The sequence below is a fragment of the Cytobacillus sp. QJM3NY_8 genome (genome assembly GCF_056173585.1).
This window is the reverse complement of the sequence record NZ_CM149681.1, coordinates 616,807-635,949: the sequence shown is the minus strand read 5'-3', so window position 1 is coordinate 635,949 and position 19,143 is coordinate 616,807. Positions and strand designations below refer to the sequence as shown.

At 40.6% G+C, this 19,143-nt stretch carries 19 protein-coding genes and 3 other annotated features; of the genes, 6 read left to right on the top strand and 13 right to left on the bottom strand.

All coding sequences use genetic code 11. The annotated features are described in order from the left end of the window. Positions 1 to 91 precede the first annotated feature (91 nt). Positions 92 to 706 (bottom strand): flavin reductase family protein, encoded by a 615-nt coding sequence (locus tag AC0VZ9_RS03415; RefSeq protein WP_009335370.1) that lies wholly within the window; start codon positions 704 to 706, stop codon positions 92 to 94. A gap of 93 nt (positions 707 to 799) precedes the next feature. Between AC0VZ9_RS03415 and AC0VZ9_RS03410 the strand changes: the two genes are divergently transcribed. After that, entirely contained in the window at positions 800 to 1,495 is a 696-nt protein-coding gene (locus AC0VZ9_RS03410; RefSeq protein ID WP_019379576.1) for an ArsR/SmtB family transcription factor, read from the top strand. 300 nt (positions 1,496 to 1,795) lie between these two features. Here the strand turns inward: AC0VZ9_RS03410 and AC0VZ9_RS03405 are convergent, their stop codons facing one another. The 6 genes from AC0VZ9_RS03405 to AC0VZ9_RS03380 all read right to left on the bottom strand — a co-directional run bounded on the left by AC0VZ9_RS03405 (position 1,796) and on the right by AC0VZ9_RS03380 (position 5,051). Then, the gene (locus tag AC0VZ9_RS03405) at positions 1,796 to 2,557 is read right to left on the bottom strand and encodes a class I SAM-dependent methyltransferase (protein ID WP_019379578.1); all 762 of its coding nucleotides are present in this window, start codon (positions 2,555 to 2,557) and stop codon (positions 1,796 to 1,798) included. A 258-nt stretch (positions 2,558 to 2,815) separates the two neighbouring features. Then, the gene (locus AC0VZ9_RS03400) at positions 2,816 to 3,214 is read right to left on the bottom strand and encodes a cytidine deaminase (protein WP_019379579.1); all 399 of its coding nucleotides are present in this window, start codon (positions 3,212 to 3,214) and stop codon (positions 2,816 to 2,818) included. 151 nt (positions 3,215 to 3,365) lie between these two features. Next, complete coding sequence (locus AC0VZ9_RS03395; protein WP_236888049.1) at positions 3,366 to 3,662, bottom strand: short-chain dehydrogenase; 297 nt, start codon at positions 3,660 to 3,662, stop codon at positions 3,366 to 3,368. Positions 3,663 to 3,770: 108 nt separating this feature from the next. Continuing rightward, positions 3,771 to 3,995, bottom strand: a complete 225-nt coding sequence (locus AC0VZ9_RS03390; RefSeq protein ID WP_019379581.1) for a hypothetical protein — start codon at positions 3,993 to 3,995, stop codon at positions 3,771 to 3,773. A 242-nt stretch (positions 3,996 to 4,237) separates the two neighbouring features. After that, the gene (locus tag AC0VZ9_RS03385; protein ID WP_019379583.1) at positions 4,238 to 4,441 is read right to left on the bottom strand and encodes a hypothetical protein; all 204 of its coding nucleotides are present in this window, start codon (positions 4,439 to 4,441) and stop codon (positions 4,238 to 4,240) included. A gap of 148 nt (positions 4,442 to 4,589) precedes the next feature. Further along, positions 4,590 to 5,051 (bottom strand): GNAT family N-acetyltransferase, encoded by a 462-nt coding sequence (locus AC0VZ9_RS03380; protein WP_019379584.1) that lies wholly within the window; start codon positions 5,049 to 5,051, stop codon positions 4,590 to 4,592. Positions 5,052 to 5,271: 220 nt separating this feature from the next. On the opposite strand from AC0VZ9_RS03380, the gene AC0VZ9_RS03375 reads away from it, so the two are divergent. The 4 genes from AC0VZ9_RS03375 (at position 5,272) to AC0VZ9_RS03360 (ending at position 10,696) form a co-directional block, all read left to right on the top strand. Then, a complete protein-coding gene (locus AC0VZ9_RS03375) occupies positions 5,272 to 7,431 on the top strand; it encodes a YhgE/Pip domain-containing protein (protein ID WP_475397014.1) in 2,160 nt (719 codons plus the stop codon). Positions 7,432 to 7,498: 67 nt separating this feature from the next. Beyond that, positions 7,499 to 7,733, top strand: a binding site (T-box leader). Between the two features lie 40 nt (positions 7,734 to 7,773). Next, positions 7,774 to 8,007, top strand: a binding site (T-box leader). Between the two features lie 40 nt (positions 8,008 to 8,047). Then, positions 8,048 to 8,280: a binding site (T-box leader), on the top strand. 52 nt (positions 8,281 to 8,332) lie between these two features. Then, on the top strand, positions 8,333 to 9,532 hold the full coding sequence (gene thrS, locus AC0VZ9_RS03370) for a threonine--tRNA ligase (RefSeq protein WP_192908124.1): 1,200 nt from the start codon (positions 8,333 to 8,335) through the stop codon (positions 9,530 to 9,532). A gap of 153 nt (positions 9,533 to 9,685) precedes the next feature. Then, positions 9,686 to 10,174: an SRPBCC family protein gene (locus tag AC0VZ9_RS03365; RefSeq protein WP_192908123.1), complete on the top strand. Its 489-nt coding sequence runs from the start codon at positions 9,686 to 9,688 to the stop codon at positions 10,172 to 10,174. 165 nt (positions 10,175 to 10,339) lie between these two features. Then, entirely contained in the window at positions 10,340 to 10,696 is a 357-nt protein-coding gene (locus tag AC0VZ9_RS03360; protein ID WP_019380254.1) for a cyclic-phosphate processing receiver domain-containing protein, read from the top strand. A 185-nt stretch (positions 10,697 to 10,881) separates the two neighbouring features. Here the strand turns inward: AC0VZ9_RS03360 and AC0VZ9_RS03355 are convergent, their stop codons facing one another. From AC0VZ9_RS03355 to AC0VZ9_RS03335, 5 genes are all read right to left on the bottom strand, one after another. Continuing rightward, positions 10,882 to 12,057 (bottom strand): M20 family metallopeptidase, encoded by a 1,176-nt coding sequence (locus tag AC0VZ9_RS03355; RefSeq protein WP_475397013.1) that lies wholly within the window; start codon positions 12,055 to 12,057, stop codon positions 10,882 to 10,884. Between the two features lie 3 nt (positions 12,058 to 12,060). Further along, positions 12,061 to 13,323: a Zn-dependent hydrolase gene (locus AC0VZ9_RS03350; RefSeq protein WP_192908121.1), complete on the bottom strand. Its 1,263-nt coding sequence runs from the start codon at positions 13,321 to 13,323 to the stop codon at positions 12,061 to 12,063. 18 nt (positions 13,324 to 13,341) lie between these two features. Then, positions 13,342 to 14,550 (bottom strand): hypothetical protein, encoded by a 1,209-nt coding sequence (locus AC0VZ9_RS03345; protein ID WP_009335379.1) that lies wholly within the window; start codon positions 14,548 to 14,550, stop codon positions 13,342 to 13,344. Between the two features lie 247 nt (positions 14,551 to 14,797). Further along, the gene (locus tag AC0VZ9_RS03340; protein ID WP_009335380.1) at positions 14,798 to 15,319 is read right to left on the bottom strand and encodes a GNAT family N-acetyltransferase; all 522 of its coding nucleotides are present in this window, start codon (positions 15,317 to 15,319) and stop codon (positions 14,798 to 14,800) included. A gap of 107 nt (positions 15,320 to 15,426) precedes the next feature. Continuing rightward, positions 15,427 to 16,257, bottom strand: coding sequence for a glycerophosphodiester phosphodiesterase (locus AC0VZ9_RS03335; protein ID WP_019380248.1), 831 nt, complete (start codon positions 16,255 to 16,257; stop codon positions 15,427 to 15,429). A gap of 610 nt (positions 16,258 to 16,867) precedes the next feature. Here AC0VZ9_RS03335 and asnA point away from each other — a divergent pair. Further along, a complete protein-coding gene (gene asnA, locus AC0VZ9_RS03330) occupies positions 16,868 to 17,830 on the top strand; it encodes an aspartate--ammonia ligase (protein ID WP_217026191.1) in 963 nt (320 codons plus the stop codon). Between the two features lie 161 nt (positions 17,831 to 17,991). Here the strand turns inward: asnA and AC0VZ9_RS03325 are convergent, their stop codons facing one another. Then, the gene (locus tag AC0VZ9_RS03325; RefSeq protein ID WP_009335383.1) at positions 17,992 to 18,846 is read right to left on the bottom strand and encodes a manganese catalase; all 855 of its coding nucleotides are present in this window, start codon (positions 18,844 to 18,846) and stop codon (positions 17,992 to 17,994) included. Positions 18,847 to 19,143: the final 297 nt, after the last annotated feature.

Sequence of the window (19,143 nt, the reverse complement as noted above, 5' to 3'; positions counted from 1 at the left end):
ATTAAAAGAACTATATCACATAAATCTTAAAACTTTCTAAAATATGTATGAAATATTTCTAAACAGCTGAGCAAAAGTGATTTCCATAGAACTATGCCCGAAATGTTTTCCCCAGATGTTCGCCTAGTCCATAGTAGTGCCTGAAATTATAAATGAGGGGACTCCATTCATGAGGGTTCACATGATGATCATCCTTAAGGATGGATGTATGCGCATGGACCTTTAATGCCGTTACTTCCACAATGGCAAAGTGAGAGTCATGTTCCGGAACTCGAATGTGCTCCACCCTGCTCTCGATCTGAAGTGGACATTCCAGGATTCTAAAGGGCTTTACAATTTCTGCTTCCTTCTTCGTAAGGGAGGCTGCAGAGAATTTATCTTTTTCAAAGCGGAATGAATTAACCCGTTTGTATTCCGGTACTGGGTACTTGCCTGTCAGTGGCGCTAATGCCTCTACTTTCTCCCAAAGGCCAGGGCCAGGAACGTTTACGACACATTCGGGATGATTGCGAAGATTTTCCAAAGCCTTTCCCCCCTCCCCGATTCCAAGGACAATGCATTCCCCTAATGCCCATGACGAGGATAAGGGGCTGATGTTGGATGTCCCATCCTCATTAAGTGTTGTTAACAATATCACCGGAGTTCCATAGTATAAGATTTTAGGCTGAATCGACTTGGTGATTATTTGGTTTTCTTCCTTTTTCATTGCAGTTTCCTCCTGAACTTTTTTACAAATATCATTGTAAGGGGTAGATATTTCAATTATCATCGAAATATGGATTACATGGAGGAATAAGATATGAATATGAATTCAAATGTAGCAAAAGTCGCTTCTCTGGTCAGTGAACCAAGTCGGGCAGCCATACTGACCGCCTTATTGGATGGCCGGTATCACACTGTAAATGAACTGGCCCATATGGCACGGATTAAACCGCAAACGGCCAGCTTTCATCTCAAAAAAATGCTGGATGCTCAAGTGGTGTCAGCAGAAAAACAGGGAAGGCACAGGTATTATGGCATCATGAATCAAGAAGTTGCCCAAGTGATGGAATCCTTTCTATCTATTGCGCCTGCTGCAGAAATTAAATCTTTTAAACATGCCTCTGAAGATAAAGCGATCCGCTTTGCCAGGACGTGCTATGATCATCTCGCTGGAAATTTAGGAGTGCAAATAACTGAATCACTAAAAAGAAAAGGATTTATTGCTGAAGAAAATGACACATTCAGTGTTACGGAAGATGGAATAGCATTCTTTCACTCTATGCAAATCGACCTGACCTCTTTGAAAAAGAAGCGTCGTTCTTTTTCCCACAAATGTCTCGACTGGAGCGAAAGACGCCATCATCTTGCAGGCGCACTGGGGAATGCCATCCTGGAAAAATTCCTAGAGCGAAATTGGATACAGCGCATCCCCAAAACACGTGCCATCAAAATAACCCCTCAGGGAATGAAGGGCTTCAAGGAAAACTTTGCTATTGATTTGGATAGAAAATAAGAATGGTTCTCACACATTCTAGGTGTGAGAACCATTAGCAGTCCTATTGTCACACTTAATTTACAGCAGCAACGTTCTTTTTTAGCCGGACTATGATTTCAACCAAGCCACTGAAAATTGTAAGCAACAATTCCTAAGAATGCCATACACCTGCACCAAATGCTAACCCAAACATTGCCCATATTGCTTTTGTATTCACTTGATTTTTATCCTTTTCACCCAAGATCAGCACCTCCTATAAAATGGACAGTATGAAAATAATAAGCCAAGGTCCTCTCTAACAAGAGGACCTTATTTCTTTTATATCGCTCTGGCTTTCATAACAAAACGATGCTGCTTCACATCAATAAAGCCTTTATAGAGAATTGTTTTGTGTATTTCATACAAACTCTCTTCATACTTTTCAATACTAAACCCTGGAACTTGCCAAGGTATCGCTTTTAGATAATATACTAATGCACCTATATCGTAAAATCGCTGAATGGGGAATTCTTCATTTCCATACAATACTTCAAACTGGTTTTCTTCTAGTTGCTGTACGGCTCTCGCCAGATTCCAATTTTCAAATTCATGATTCACTGCTGCACCTAACGATTTATTGACTGCTATACAATCTAAGCCCCCGACCTGCTGTGTCAGGAATATGCCATTTTCTTGAATGATCCTTCTGACTTCGTTGGGTGAGTAGGATTCATGCTGATTTAAAATCAGGCTGAACTGATCGTCAGCAAAAGGCAGGTCCTTATCTTCCTCAATCGGAACAACCGTTACACCCAGAGGTTCAAGCTTTTTTCTTGCCAATGCAATGTTTGGCCTGTAGCCTTCTGTTGCAAAAACAAAGCCAGGAAATGGCCGTAGCATCGATAAGAATTCACCACCGCCTGTACCCATGTCCAGCACTGATTCGGCATCTTGAATGAGAGAACGCGCCATACTGCCATAGGACCATGAAAGCAAACCGCTACTCATGCGTCCTGTTCCAGTAATCAATGAAAAATCCCATCCTAAAAACTCTTTATTTACGTCTTTTAAAAAACTAGAAAATTGACTATCTTTTATCATCACTTTGCCTCCCGGGAGTTCCTTATTTTTATAAGGATAGGAAGGCGGTCCTCTAATATAATTAGCGGATTGTTATATTTCATGCTCCAATAAATTCATTTCAAATCCCCCTGCCAAACATTGTCTGAACATCATTTCAATATTCTTTATCTAATTGGAAATTCCTTCTTTCCCATTTTATATAAGCATATTACTGCAAAAAAAAATAAAGAGGGCAAGCTTTGATTAATATCTCTCAAAACTCGCCCTCCATTTATGCTACATCTCTAAATCCGTAAATGCATACGGCAATAAATCCTTTAATGTCAATTCTAATATTTCTTTTTTCTCATTTGTTAAATAAACCGGCATTTCCGGCAAACAGAATTCGGCTAAAACTTGTCTGCAGATGCTGCAAGGCGGAAGAAAATCTGCCGTATCTCCTGCTACAGCTATAGCCTGGAAATCACCTTTTTTGTAACCATTCGCAATTGCAGTGAAAATAGCTGTTCTCTCGGCACAGTTCGTCGCACCAAACGATACATTCTCCACATTCACTCCATTAATGACAGTGCCGTCTTTCAGTAATAAAGCGGCTCCAACCGGAAATTTTGAATACGGAGCATAAGCTCTTTCCCTCATACTGCGTGCACTTTCCATCAATTGCTCTTTATTCATAGTTACCCATCCTTTTCAAAGAAGAATGAACTTTTCACAGTCCCTTAGGCCAATGTAAAATTGGCAGGATTTTTAATATATATTTTTTTGAAATGTTTGTCAATAAAGACTTGATATTTTCATACATGAATAGAGGAAGGGGCTCAATATATCATATTCCATAATGAATCATATATTTTCTGCCTTCATATGCCTCTTTAATCTTTTGTGCTAGTTCATAAAGTTCAAGGGAGTTTTCATACAAGTTCAATGAAATAACCACATCATAGAATAATGATAATGATTCTGGCGGAATGATCGTGATGCCGCTAAATGCCAATCCAAACTCTGGGCGGTCAAGTGAATGAAAATAGGTTTTTACAATAAGTAATCTCTCATATATAGTATCAACTATTTCATCATCAACAGAAATACAATCATATTTTACCGGTTCATACGCAATTCCAATTTAACTATTATTTATATCTTCAATTATGCCAAATTCGTGGACAGGCACTGTGTTTAACTCCTAAAGCAAAGGGTGCCCCATCTAATTCCTTGGATTCCCGAATGTAGCTTATTTTATTTTTACCAATTCCTTATCAACAGAAATAACCTCTTCTTCAGCATAAATCACATATGCACACCCGCTCTCATATTTCTGTGAACTGAATTCACCCAGTATCTGGACAGGGCCTTTTTTCAAATGGTAAATAAGCTGATGATCATTCTCTTCACTATCAAATGCTGTTAAATTATTTACCAAAAAGCCGTTCATGGCTTGTTTATATATGTTAATCATATTTATTCTCCTATGCATATAAATCTATTTGACAAGCACCAAGGGGGGGATGGATATGCACTGGAGAAAATACTTTATTCTGTTTATTCCAGCCCTTTTGATATTTATAACCTCCATTATTGTGGTTCCAGATTATAAATTTTATCTCGTATCAATAGTTCCCTTCGTTTTTGGATGAGCTACTACTCATGGGTTTATTTAGAGGAAAGGCAAAAGAAGCAGTAATTTCTTTTTCTTCCGCTTTACAGCCCATCATCAACATATTTCACTTCTATAATTCTTACATCTCTTTCCATGAACAGCGAGCCAGAATTAAATAAAAAAATGAAAATGATTAAAATGAAAATAAAAAAGATTCCACCCTTATATTCCTGGGATTCATTTATGCTGCTCATTTTTTCCCGATATTTTCGCTGGACTTTTCTTCTTTTCTCTTCAGCGTTCACTTTGAATCCCCTCACAAAGTTGTTCCAATCTAACACAAAACACGGACATCCTTTAATTTCCATTTTAACACAAAAAAGAAATACCTTTAATTGAGGATTCTGAAATTTTTTTGCATATAAAAAAAGCCGCCTGCACTGGCAGCTGATTTCATAATAGTAACTCCATCTCAGAATCCTTATCAATAAAACCCATTTTCTTATAAAGATGATAGCCATCCTGTGAAGAATGCAGCCAAATACGTCCTACCCCCAAACTCCTGCAATTATTAATACATTCGTTTAAAAGTGAACGACCTAGCCCATATCCTCTATATTCCGGTTTAGTATACATATTCATTATATATGCTTCTAATCCGCTTATATTTTCCCCATGCGGTGGTCTTTCAAAAAACACTAAGCCGCTTATGGCAACAACTGTCCTCCTAACATCAGCTACCCAAGCAGAATAACCGCCATTAGACAACTTTTCTTGAAAATATCTCCCGTTTGCATCAAATACTATTGCTCTGTTTCCTTCACTAACGTCTCCTACCGCCTTTAGGAGCTCTATTCTTAATCCAGTAATTGCATCAACATCCTTAAGTGCAGCTTTTCTGATATTCCAATCCATTTTACCCTCTCCCAGCTTTTTATTCTTCTCATCCAGAACAGTTTACCAAATCAATCCATAATGTCTTCTCCTCCTTTAGACCCAAAAGTAATTACTCACGCCTTTTTGGTTTTACACATTTTTTTTATAGGGGTAGAATTGTTGTGCACTGAGATTCTGAATATATTTAACCGATTATTCACAAAATCTATAGGAAGACAAGCAGATTGGACTGAACAGCATGTGGAAAATTTACAAAATGGATATTAGAAGTATTTTTACTAATTGGGTTGCGGCAGTATTAATCGGAGGCTTGACGTTACTGCCTTCTTTATATGCCTGGTTTAACATCGAGGCTTCTTGGGATCCCTATAGTCAAACGGATCAGCTTCCAGTAGGAATCGTGAATGAAGATGCCGGAGCAGTGGTTCGTGATAAGGACATACATATTGGAGATGACATCGTCAAGGAATTAAAGAAGAACGATGATATGGACTGGCACTTTGATGACCGTAAAGACGCGATGGATAAGGTGGGATACGGCGACTATTTTGCTGTCATTGTGATTCCGGATAATTTCTCCCAGAAGCTAGGAACCGTCATTGAAGACCAGCCCGAAAAAGCGAAAATCGAGTATTATGTGAATGAAAAAATCAATGCCATTGCACCTAAAATCACAGAAAAAGGTGCAGGCGGGATTGTCGATACGGTTACAAGCAATTTCATCTCAACCGTTAACGGCACTATTTTTGAGAAGTTTAATGAATTGGGTCTGGAGATTGAAAAAGACCTTCCGGATATAAAGCGGTTCGAAGAGTATGTTTTTCAAATGGAGGAAAAGCTTCCTGAAATCCATTCCTTATTAAGCAGCTCCCTGTCAGATGCAGAAAATGCCCAAAAAATGATTGATAAGGCACAAGCACTCGTTCCTGATGCCAAACGCGCAACAGGAAACGGTCTGCAGACCATTAATGAAACGATGAAATTTATAAATGAGGCTGAGAATCGCCTGAATGCAATGGAGCCCCAGATTCAGGAGAATCTGGAGAAGGTCCAGAATATGGCGGTAAAGGTGAACGATTTTATCTCCTCGGTTCAATCCTCTGATTTGAACCTGGACCAGGGAAAGGAAATAGGCAATCAAATCAATGAGCAGATAGCAGGTTCGCTTCAGAATATCGAGACTATCGAAACAGCGCTAAAGCAGCTGCAGGAATCCAATAAGGAACAAGGCACAAGCCAAAATCAGGAACAAATCAATCAGGCTCTGGAACAAATAGCCTTATTAAAACAGGAACTGCAGACTATCCAGGAAAACGGACAAAAGATCAATGCCTTTCTTTCAGACAAGCAGAAGGAAGCAGATGATTTAATCACCCGGCTTCAGGAAAATTCAGCTGTAACCGCAGGCAGGATCGACGCATTCGTTAAAGAATATAATGAAAACATCCGGCCAGCCATCAAACAGGAAGTGGCCAGCGCCAAGGAAACATTGAGTAATGCCCGGAATATCCTGACTGAAATACAATCCGCCATGCCTGAGATCGAAAAAATCCTTGCGAATACAGAGGGGAACTTAGGTGAAGGAGAAAAAACGCTTAAGCACATTATCGGAGAGTTTCCATATATAAGCGAAAAGATTAATCAATTAGCCGATCGGATTCGGGACATCAAGGGCGAGACAGACATCAACGAGATCATTGAGCTGCTGCAAAATGATCCCGAAGCAGAGAAGGGTTTCTTCGAGGAACCTGTTCAGCTTAATAAAAACAGCCTATTCCCAATCCAAAATTACGGAACAGGAATGACTCCCTTTTATACCGTACTTGCGATATGGGTAGGTGCCCTTCTATTAATTTCCCTTTTGGCTACAGATGTTCATCATCATGAAGAATTTACGGGAAAACAAATCTATTTCGGCAAACTACTGACCTTCCTAAGCATTGGATTTGCACAGACCCTCGTAGTGACAATAGGGAATATCTTAATTCTCGGAGTGGATGCAGCTGAACCAGTATGGTTTATCCTGTTTGGACTGATAAGCAGTTTAGTGTTTATATTAATTGTTTATACATTAGTATCTGTATTTGGCGATGTAGGAAAAGCCATGGCGATTGTCTTGCTGGTGCTTCAGATTGCAGGTGCTGGCGGAACCTATCCGACCGCCTTGCTTCCTGAATTTTTCCAAACCATCCACCCCTTCCTGCCCTTCTCTTATGCCATTGATTTAATGAGAGAAGCTGTTGGAGGCATTGTTTGGGAAAGAGTTTACAGAGACCTTCTGGTCCTGACGCTATTCGGTTTCATTGCACTATTAATTGGAACCTTCCTGAAAGAGCCATTAAGCAGAAAAACAAAAGCGCTAATGAAAAAATCAAAGGAATCGGGGTTGTTTCATTAGGATTTAAAAGTTTTATTAACCCTCTTGACCTTTTCCAAAATGTGTAATAAAATCAGTAAAAATATAAATATGAGCTATGATAAGGATACGAATCTTTCTTTGTTTTCTTTCCAGAGATCAGGGCCATTTGGCTGCAAGCCCTGAAGAAAAGGGAATGATTTACCGCCTTGGAGCTATTATGGGGAATTGATCTATACCAGAGTATCCATAATCGGGGAATCCGTTATCTTTTTGAGCATAAAGCAGTCTTTCGGCATGCTTTATGGAATTAGGGTGGAACCACGGCCGCACTCGTCCCTTTTGCTGGGATGAGTGCGGCTTTTTATTTTAATTAAAACTATATAATTAGCGTTGATAAGGACATGAATCATTCTTTATTTTCTTTCCAGAGATCAGGGTCACCGGCTGCAAGCCCTGAAGAAAAGGGAATGATTTACCGCCTTGGAGCTATTATGGGGAAATGATCTATATCAGAGTATCCATAATCGGGGAATCCGTTATCTTTTTGAGCATAAAGCAGTCTTTCGGCATGCTTTATGGAATTAGGGTGGAACCACGGCCGCACTCGTCCCTTTTGCTGGGATGAGTGCGGCTTTTTATTTTAATTAAAACTATATAATTAGCGTTGATAAGGACATGAATCATTCTTTATTTTCTTTCCAGAGATCAGGGTCACCGGCTGCAAGCCCTGAAGAAAAGGGAATGATTTACCGCCTTGGAGCTATTATGGGGAAATGATCTATATCAGAGTATCCATAATCGGGGAATCCGTTATCTTTTTGAGCATAAAACAGTCTTTCGATTGCTTTATGGAATTAGGGTGGCACCACGACCACACTCGTCCCTATGTTTGGGAGGAGTGTGGTCTTTTTTTTATAACTAAAAATCAGGAGGAATTGAAATGGAAGCAGAAAAAATAAATCATAGAAAGTTAGGTCAAGAGCTGGAGCTTTTCACATCCATGGAGGAAGCCCCAGGAATGCCTTTTTTCCTGCCAAATGGAATGGTGATGCGAAATGAACTTGAAAGTTATTGGAGACGAAAACACCAGCGGGCAGGCTATCAGGAAATTAAGACACCGATTATGATGAAACAGGAACTTTGGGAACAATCCGGCCATTGGAATCATTATCATGAAAATATGTATTTCTCAAATGTGGATGAGCAAAATTATGCGATAAAGCCCATGAACTGCCCGGGTGCGATATTGGTTTTCAATAGCAAACGGAGAAGCTACCGGGAATTGCCTCTCCGCTATGCGGAGCTGGGATTAGTCCACAGACACGAACTCTCGGGTTCTTTGAATGGACTGTTAAGAGTCCGGTCGTTCACTCAAGATGACGCCCATTTATTTGTGATGGCTGATCAGATTGAGGCCGAGATTGATAAAATACTTGTCCTAATTGATGAGTTCTACTCCCATTTCGGTTTTGACTATAAAGTTGAACTTTCAACACGCCCGGAGGAATACATGGGATCACAAGAAATGTGGGAACGTGCTGAAGGAGCTTTGGAATCTGTTTTGAAAAACAAAGGAGTAAACTATCAGATTAATCCTGGTGATGGGGCGTTTTACGGGCCGAAAATTGACTTTCATATATTGGATTCGCTCGGCAGAAGCTGGCAATGCGGTACTATCCAGCTGGATTTTCAAATGCCGCAAAAGTTTAATTGTGCATATGTTGGTGAAGATAACAAACTTCACCTTCCCATTATGATTCACAGGGCAATTTTTGGTTCAGTTGAACGTTTCATGGCTATTCTAATTGAACATTTTGCAGGCGATTTCCCACTGTGGCTGTCACCCGTTCAAGCAAAGATCATTCCAATCTCTGACTCGCATGCTGAATATGCAGACTATGTGAAATCACAATTGGAAGAAGCAGGCATCCGTGCTGAAGCCGACTTTAGAACAGAGAAAATGGGACTCAAGATCAGGGAAGCCGCAAAACAGAAAGTTCCCTACATGCTGGTGATTGGTGATAAAGAAATGGACCAGCAATCCCTGTCACTGAGAAAACGTAAAGAGGGAAATATCGGTGTGATGAGCATTGAGGAAGTAATTGAGCGGTTTATTAATGAAACAAACGGCGGCAGATAAATCTTTCAAGCTCAGAAGGAATTTATTCCTTTTGGGCTTTCCTCTTTTACAAATAATCTATCTCTCCGAATTTTCTCCATTTAACAATATCTTAATCTTCAAAATAATGTTATTATTTAAATGTAATAATTTTACACTTGGGGGAGGATTATTTTGAAAACCACTGCAATTGAGAAAGCCATTATTAATGAGACAACAATCAATTCACCACTCAATCTGGTATGGCTCGCTTGGACAATCTCTGATAGGGTATCTGAATGGTTTGCACCTGAAGTGAAAGTAGAAGCTAAGGAAGGCGGAGCTTATGAGCTTTATTTTATTCCCGGAAATAGTACGGGCATGAATACGAAGGGATGTAAAATTACTAAGCTTATTACTGAAAATGAGCTTGAGTTCACATGGAAAGGCCCAGACCAATTTGAGGATTTAATGAATAATGAGGATGAATTAACAACTGTTCATGTAAGTTTCCAGGCAATCCATGAAAATTCAGCAAAGGTGATTGTTGAACATAGAGGATTTAAGAATCATGAAGATTGGATTGAAGCGATAAACTGGCATCAAATGGCCTGGTCAGGTGTACTGGACAGTTTAAAATCAGCTCTTGAAAAGGGCGAAGGAAACCTCTGCTGCCAGCCTTGAAAGCAAATACCTGAGGACACTCTTTTTTAAAACCGCAGTCAATTTTCTTCCAATTAATCCCTCTTCGGTATCTTTACTTACATATGTATGTTACAATGAAAGGTGAATCAAACCCTTAGGGTCAACTTGACTTTTCTTAGTCACCCCTTCGAAAGGGGGATAAAATTGGAGAAAATAAGCGTATTCCTGGATGATTATCGGAAAGCGCCTGATGGTCATGTATTAGTTGAGACCATTGATGAGTGTATCCATTTGCTTCAGACCTTTGAAATTGACCACTTGTCTTTAGACCATGATTTAGTAAGTAAATCGAGAAATGGTCTTATGCTTGTTCATTTAATGGTTCAAAAACAGTTATTTGCGGATCGCATAACTGTTCACTCTGCCAATTCCACAGGCGGGAAAGCTATGTATCATTATTTAAAACAAGCACAGCAGGATTTTGAAATGCCCACTGATATTAAAGTAATCTTAAGGCCACTGCCCCTAAACTTCATTCCGCCAAATCATCTGCAAAAATAGTAGAATTCACCATACCTATTCCCCTTGATCACAGGATATATATATATGTCACCAGTATATGGGAAGCAGAGTTTTTAACTGCTTCTTTTTTCATGACTTTAAAAATGATATGAATAACTGGAACCAGGCAAAAATAAATCCGCTTCTCCATATAGAGGAGCGGATTTAGCTTTAAGATTTTACTCCTATACGTTCAAATATGCCCAGGCATATTGTGCATATAGCTCTGCGCCTGTCGATAAGGCGTCTTCGTCAATATTGAATTTGCCGTGGTGATGAGCCCATTCGGTGTCTTTCTCTGGATTGCCGCTGCCGACTAGGGCGAAGCTGCCAGGTGCTTTGTCCAGGTAAAAACTGAAATCCTCCGCCCCCATTGTTGGATTTTCATTATATAGAAAATCTTCCCCGAAAGCTTCAGAAGCAACTTTTTGCACAAGGTTTGCACTGTATTCCTCATTAATTACCGCTTGGGAACCCCGAATGTATTCCACTTTTGCACCAGCACCATAGATCGATGCCGTCTTCTCAGCATAATTCTCAAGCTGTTTTTCAATATGATCCCTTGTTTCAGGATCGAAGCAGCGGACTGTTCCCTCGATGACTGCATTTTCAGCGATGATGTTAAACCTTGTGCCCACCATGATTTTTCCAATGGTGAGTACGGCAGGCTGCTGGGCATCAATGGTTCTGGACACAACACTCTGGACATTCATGACAAAGGATGAGGCCACTATAGCAGCATCAATGCAGTCATGCGGCATCGCCCCGTGCCCGCCTTTTCCTTTGAATGTCACCTTGAATATATCAGCTGATGCAAAGGATGGCCCAGGTGTACAGGACACTTTATGCGTCGGCATTTGCGACCATATGTGGATGCCAAAGACATTGTCCACACTTTCCATTGCTCCCTGTTCCACCATCATCTTCGCCCCTTCCGCTACTTCTTCGGCTGGCTGGAACAGCAGGCGGACTTTCCCCGGCAATTCTTCTTTTATCTCATTTAATGCCTTGGCGGCAATCAGCAGCATCGCGGTATGGGCATCATGTCCGCATGCATGCATTTTGCCATTTTCCAGGGAGGCATAAGGCAGATCCTTATTCAATTCCTCCACCTGCAGCGCATCCATGTCTCCCCTTAAAGCTACCGTCTTTCCGGGCTTCCCGCCTGCTATTTCAGCAATAACACCTGTTGGTTCCGTTCTTTTAAAGGGAATGCCCAGACCATCTAGGTACTCACAAATAAATTGGGTGGTTTTAAATTCCTCCCATGACACCTCTGGTTCACGATGCAATTTTCTTCGCAGCTTCGTTAATTCATCACTATATGCTCCAATTAATTCTTTTAGCCCATTATGAATCATCTCTTACTCCGCCTCCGTTAACTCTATTGCTGCCTCAAACAGGATTTGAACAGCTTCGGCAATACGCCTGGAATCCGACCATTCTTCCGGACAATGGCTCAGGCCATTTTTACTTGGAATAAACAGCATCCCAGTACTTGTGTAATCAGCGAAAACCATTGCATCGTGCCCGGCGCCGCTATTCATGGGGCATGAAGTGAAACCCAGTTCACTGCTTTTCTTCTTTAACAGACTCACAATCTCTTTATTCATCTCTTTTGGCTGAATATATAAAAGCTGTTCAACCGTTATTTCTACTCCGCTATCACGATAGATCCCTGCTAATTCTTTTACTTTTTGAATAACATTCTGGACATGTTCTTCCTTGCCGGAGCGAATGTCTACAGAAAAGACCGTTTGATCCGGAATTACATTGGCTCCATTTGGATAGACCTGCATTTGCCCAGTGGTTACTACCGTTCCTTCTCCTTCGGCAGCAGCCAGCTCCGGGAATTGGGCTATCATCCCGGCGGCCGCAACCAGCGCATCAGACCGCCTGTCCATTGGAGTGGTCCCGGCATGCCCGGCCTGTCCTTTTACGGTTACTTCCAATTGCGTTAAGCCGACAATCGCTTCGACTACCCCTATTGGGATATTCTTTTCTTCTAAGATAGGTCCCTGTTCAATGTGCAATTCCAGATAAGCCTTTACTGACTGCTGGTCTCTTGTTTTCGGAAGAGACGGATCGAGCCCGATTTTCTTCATGGCTTCAACGGTCGTAATGCCATCGTTATCCTTCAATGATTTAAAGTCTTCCTCAGCCAGCAAACCGACCATTCCGCGTGAACCCATTAAGCCGCCGCCAAATCTGGAGCCTTCCTCTTCGATAAGGGCGATAACCTCCAGAGGATATTTTGGCGTTAATCCGTTCTCAGTGAAAAGTGCAGCGACTTCAAGTCCTGCTACAACTCCGGCAGGCCCATCATAGGATCCCCCATTCGGGACGGAATCAAAGTGAGAACCGATCAGAACACTTGGTGCATCTTTTAGGGACCCTTCAAGCTTTCCAAAGATATTGCCCAATCCATCTTCACGGACAGCCAAGCCCGCTTCCTTCATTTTCCCCTTAATATACTGCCGCGCAAGCAGATCCTCCTGACTATACGTCAGCCGGGTTGTTCCTTTGCCTGGAGTCGCTGTATAAGTGCTTAATGTGTCAATATGGTTTTCGATTCGCCCCTGTACTTTTTCCAGATTCACATTTTTCCCTGTTTGAACTTCACTCATTTCGATCCAATCCCTTTCTTATAATAGTCCGACAAAAATTCCGGCTAATACCACCGACACAATCGTCACCGTGATGAATCCCCCGACAAGCATAGGCGGAAGCATGTTGCTGGTCAGCATTTCCCTCTCTTTTTCATCTTCTGTCAATGATTTAATCACTTCATTTGTAATAATGTAGTCAGCCGGGAAACCATATAGTGCCGTCAGCGAAACCGCGAAAGCCATTTCCTTGCTCACCTTTAAAATTTTCCCTGCGATGAATGAGAAGATATACATTCCTATTACGCCTAGAATAATGCTTCCTGCCAGCGGATAAATAATCTCAAGCATCATCCCGGGTGTAGCCTGCTTTAAGCCGTCAAAAATAAAGAGCATCAGGGCCATGATCGCAAAGCCAAAACCATTTGCTTTCTGCAGTACCTGCTTCTCAAGAAAGCCAATACTTGTGGCAATAACCCCGAACAATAGACAAAGTACAAATGGACTGACACTCGCAACTGGAGCCAGCAGTGTTGATGTCAGATAAGCAAGGTAGGATACTGCCGCCAATCTTAAAAATTTGAAGAAATCTGTATTATATTTCTCCGGCATATTTCGAAAAAGCTTAAGCTCAGGTTTTGGAGCTGCCTCTGCTGCTGCAGCCGTCTCTTCACTCGCCATGCCCTGTGTCTTATAAGCAAGCTTTCCGCTTCGGTACTGCTGTAAAAGCCGCTTTCCTTCTTTTTTCAGGACAATGGAGGTGAGCGGATATCCAGCAAATCCCTGCATAACATAAATCACGATTGCAAAGACAGATAAAGAAGCCAGTCCCGCTTCTTTCGCTCCTTCGGACATAATCAGGGCAGATACAACGCCTCCAACCAATGGCGGAATGGCGACAACCACCGTTTTAAATCCAAAGATAAAGGTACCGATTCCAAGTAATATCGCGATAATTCCCAAAATCCCTGACAAAGCAATCACAATCGTCTTCCACTGATTTTTCAATTCCTGAATCGATAGCAAAGTCCCCATATTGGTAATCAATAAGTACATCATCATCGTAGCCACAACCGGCGGAACTCCTGCCAAAGCTACGATGTCCTGCGGAAAAAAAGTCCAATAGCCGGCAAGGAACAGTACGGCACAGACGAAAATGGACGGCACCCATGCCTTCGTGCGAACCGCAACCAAATCTCCAATAAATAAAATAAGCAAAAGAATTACTAACGCTAACAGCTGTGACATAAACCCTTCCCCCTCTATGTTGAATACCTATTCATTCGTGTTGCGAAAAATATATATTGTTAGAATAATAATACAATTATACTTTTCAGTCAATTTAAATTATTGAAAATTTTATGAAAGCGATGTCATTCCAGTTTTTGTATGGAACTTAATTCTTTATATAGTTTGGTAAAATAATAATATTATTTTATAAGTTCATGAGAGCTGGAGAAAAATAAAAACTCGTCAATATGACGAGTTTTCTGGATTAGAATTTAATTAATACATCCCCAATGTTATTCCATTCATATATAAGAAGATTCAATTCAGCACCTGCAATAGTAATCTTTTCTGTTTTATATAATTCTGCACCATAATACTCATAGAAATGGCGGGTTTTATTATCTTCAAGTACCTCAACAAAAATTCTATTAAAGCCAAGTTCTTCAAATTGCAGGAAAACCTTCCTTAATAGCCTCTTGCCAACTCCCTTACCTTGATATTCCTCTAGGAGGTAAATGGCAGTTAAGTCACCGGATTCCGGAACATGATTACTTTCTCTCTTGCCGCAATCAGCAAATCCGATGATTTTACCATTGCTATTTTCCGCAACAAATACATAATTTCCCTTTTTTATAATATTTTCATTCCATAATTCCGTACGCCTGTCATAGGATAGCTTCTTCAAAAATTCATCAGGAATGATATTTTTATAGGTTGTTCTCCAGCTATCAACATGTACTTTCGCAATACCCTTTGAATCAGCTAAAACAGCTTTTCTTATGTTCATGAGCTTCACCTCTGAAAAAGGATAAGGTTTATATTCAATAGAAACACAAATAATCCCTTTCCCAATTCAGCAAAAAAAAGGAGCAGCAGCTGCTCCCTTTCCTGATATTAGTTTCTAGGATCAACATAATCCGGATAATCGGTAATAATGGCGTCAACATCCATTTCGAACAGGAAGTCGGCGGCATCCTGGCTGCGCACTGTCCATGATCCAATTTGCATGCCAAGAGAGTGAACCTGATTCACTAATTCTTTTGTGACAATTCCATAGCTTGGATTAAACCAATCTGCATAGGCTGAAAATTCCTGTAAAGCTTCCGCTGTAGTATCCGCACGATTAGATGTCAGTACACCAATGGGAACATTAGGCAGAAGCTGATCCATTGTTTTCATGGATTCAAAGTTAAAAGATTGGATAATGATTTTTTCATTTTGCGGTTTATCAAGATTTCGTTCTTTTATTTTATCCGCCACTTGTTCTTCAATGCCAGGGTAAAGCTCTGGAGCCTTCAATTCTATTAATATTCCAACCTTACCATGGTAGCGATCCAGAATCTCTTCAAATGTCGGGATTGGTTCCCCTGCAAATTGTTCCCCTTTCCAGCTGCCGGCATCGAGACTTCTTAAATAGTCAAACGTTAAATCCCCCACTTTTCCGGTTCCATCTGTTGTACGATCCACAGATGTATCGTGAATTACCACTAATTCGCCATCCTTGCTTCTTTGAACATCAATTTCGATATAATCAGCTTTCATGTCTACAGCCAGATCAAAGCCGGCTACTGTATTCTCCGGTGCATACCCTGTGGCACCGCGATGCGCTATATTATCCACTTGTTTCCTTTCTCCTGTTGTCGGTTCTGCTGCGAACGCCTGGCTGATTGGGCTGAACAGCAGTGACAAAGCCACCCCTGTACCAATTAATAATTTTTTGTTCATGCTCTCCATCTCCTATCTAAATATGTATTCAACCATATTCTAAAAAAGAGATGTTGATCTAGTGTGTTGATGTCTTTATAGATAAATAAAGATAGTATGAAAAAAAACCAGCCTTTCTCCCTAGGTTTTTTTACAATTACACTTATACAATTTAGTGAAAATGCTTTATCAGTCAATTTTACCTGTATCCAGGAAATAGTATTTGATGTTTGGGGATGGTTGAAAACCAGCATGGCTATTATCAGCATCCAATGTTTAATACACAGCAAACTGCAAAAATGGAAAACATTTCCTCCAGAAAAGGAACGACGTGCATCATACATTATCCATATACAGGGCAGCCTGCAATATAGTCAAGGCGGAGGGGAAATGTCCTCCACTCACTTTTTGCTGCTTATTCCCCATAAAAATTAACAGTAACGATTCGAAAAAGAATACATAACATAATTTAGTTTTTAATATTAAATGGTTAAGACTCATCCATTCATAAAAATAGCCTGAAAATTATCAGTTAGGGTTTCAGTCTTGTTTTCCAAAAAATTTGGAGGTGATTAAAATACCTAAGACATTAGTCATTCCAAGAGGTGGATACAAACCTATACTTAATGTAATGAATACAGAAATTGCTGTTAATGAATTAAAAAAGCATTTTGAAGCCAGGCTTTCAGAGAACTTAAACCTGATAAAGGTATCACCACCTTTATTAGTAAGTGAAGGCAATGGAATAAACGATAACTTAAGCGGAAGCGAACGAGTTGTTTCATTTGATGCTTTAGATATTAAAGATCATCAAATTGAAATCGTTCAATCTTTAGCAAAGTGGAAAAGAGTCGCTTTAGGCAGATATGGGTTTACTATTGGTGAGGGACTTTACACAAATATGAATGCCGTTAGGAGAGATGAGGTATTAGACAACCTTCACTCAATGTATGTGGATCAATGGGACTGGGAAAAAATAATCTCAAAAGATCAGCGAAATCTGAAAACACTCAAAGCCGAGGTAAGGAATATCTATCAGGCAATGAAGTCGACGGAAAAACACATGTATGAGTTTCACCCCGCACTTAAGCCGGTATTGCCAGAGGATATTTATTTTATCACAGCACAGGAGCTGGAGGACCTCTATCCCCACCTGACCCCAAAGGAGCGAGAGGATTCCGTTTCAAAGGAATACGGCGCTGTTTTTCTAATGCAAATCGGTGGAGCTCTGCGGTCTGGAACAAAGCACGACAGCCGTTCTCCAGACTATGATGACTGGTCATTTAACGGAGATATTTTATTTTGGAGCCCACTGCTGGAAAGGTCTATTGAAATCTCTTCTATGGGTATCCGGGTAGATGAAAATACGCTGCTAAAACAATTAAAGCTTGAAAATAATGAGGAACGAATCTTACTGGAGTTTCATAAATCTCTTCTTAATGGAGAACTCCCTTATACACTAGGAGGAGGTATAGGGCAGTCCAGATTATGCATGTTTTTATTAAAGAAAGCACATATTGGGGAAGTCCAGGCTTCAGTTTGGAATGTAGAAATACTAAGATACTGCCAAGAAAATAATATTAACCTGCTGTGAATTACCCCTTTTTGATTTATAAACAATACTGCTGATAGCTTCCTGCCAAGTTATCAGCTCTTTATTTTCCTCCAAATGTCTAGTGTAGGCTTGACTACACAGTATCCCATATTAAAAGATGAAAATTCCCTGCTTTTCATACGAAAAGTCAGGGAGTAGTTTTATGAAAGACTGGGAGGAATTTGATCCTGCCTCATAACTGAAGGCGGTGTATTATATATATATGGAGGAGCTGGCTTAAGCTTAGGTTTTTTTGCAAATGGCTGCGGATTTTTAACATATTGGAATGTTCCCTGGCCATCCATGCTTGGCCCGCTTGCCCAGCGCCCCTTGGCACTTTGATCGCCATCTGAAAAATTGAATAAAACATATGAGACTTCCTGTTTTTCTAAGTGTTTAGGGAATGTACTCGGAACCACGATATTTTCTTTTGATTCCAATTCCCGAATCGCTGCGATCCACTGATTTTGGTGCATAGTGTCCCTTGCAAGGAGCCAGGCCAGCATGTCTCTTACACCTGGATCAGTAGTTTCATTATAGAGTCTGGCTACCTGAAGACGCCCTTGGGATTCTGCTGTAAGATTCGCCCGGAAATCAGCTAATAGGTTTCCGCTCGCAATAATATAATCCGCTGTCCACCTATTGCCGACACTATCAGCAGGCATTGCCCCCAATCCAGAAACGATTACATGCTGAGGGTTCATCCCTCCTAAAATTGCTTCCAAAACAGGATCTTTGGCTGCCTCCTCCTGTGCCCCCACCGGTGCTCCATCAAGCAATCTTGCTATCATCGTTGAAAGCATTTCGATATGTGCCAATTCTTCTGTCCCTGTGTCCATTAAAAGATCGCGGTATTTCCCATCCCCCCGGGTATTCCAGCCTTGAAACAGATATTGCATCGCTACAGAAATTTCGCCGAATTGGCCACCAAGTACCTCTTGAAGTTTCTTCGCATAAACAGGATCAGGTCTTTCAGGTTTGGCATGATATTGTAATTCTTTGATGTGATAAAACATATAAGCCCTCCCTAATTTTTCTCATACCATATAACTTTATGAATGCCTGCTTTCGTTTATGCTCAGTACCTTGGATTAATGAAAAAGGAATATATAGAGACGCGCAGTGGTTAATACATGATGATGCTTAACTTTAGAGCTAGTTATGAAAGCAGCGCTAAAGTGAACTCATAAATTGCTTGGCTGCCTATTTATATACAAAATAATGAAAATGCTTGGTAAGACTCAATTGAGTCAAATAGTACCTTTCGCTATAAACCGATGAAAATTCGGATTTAATATCCATCATCCTAACAC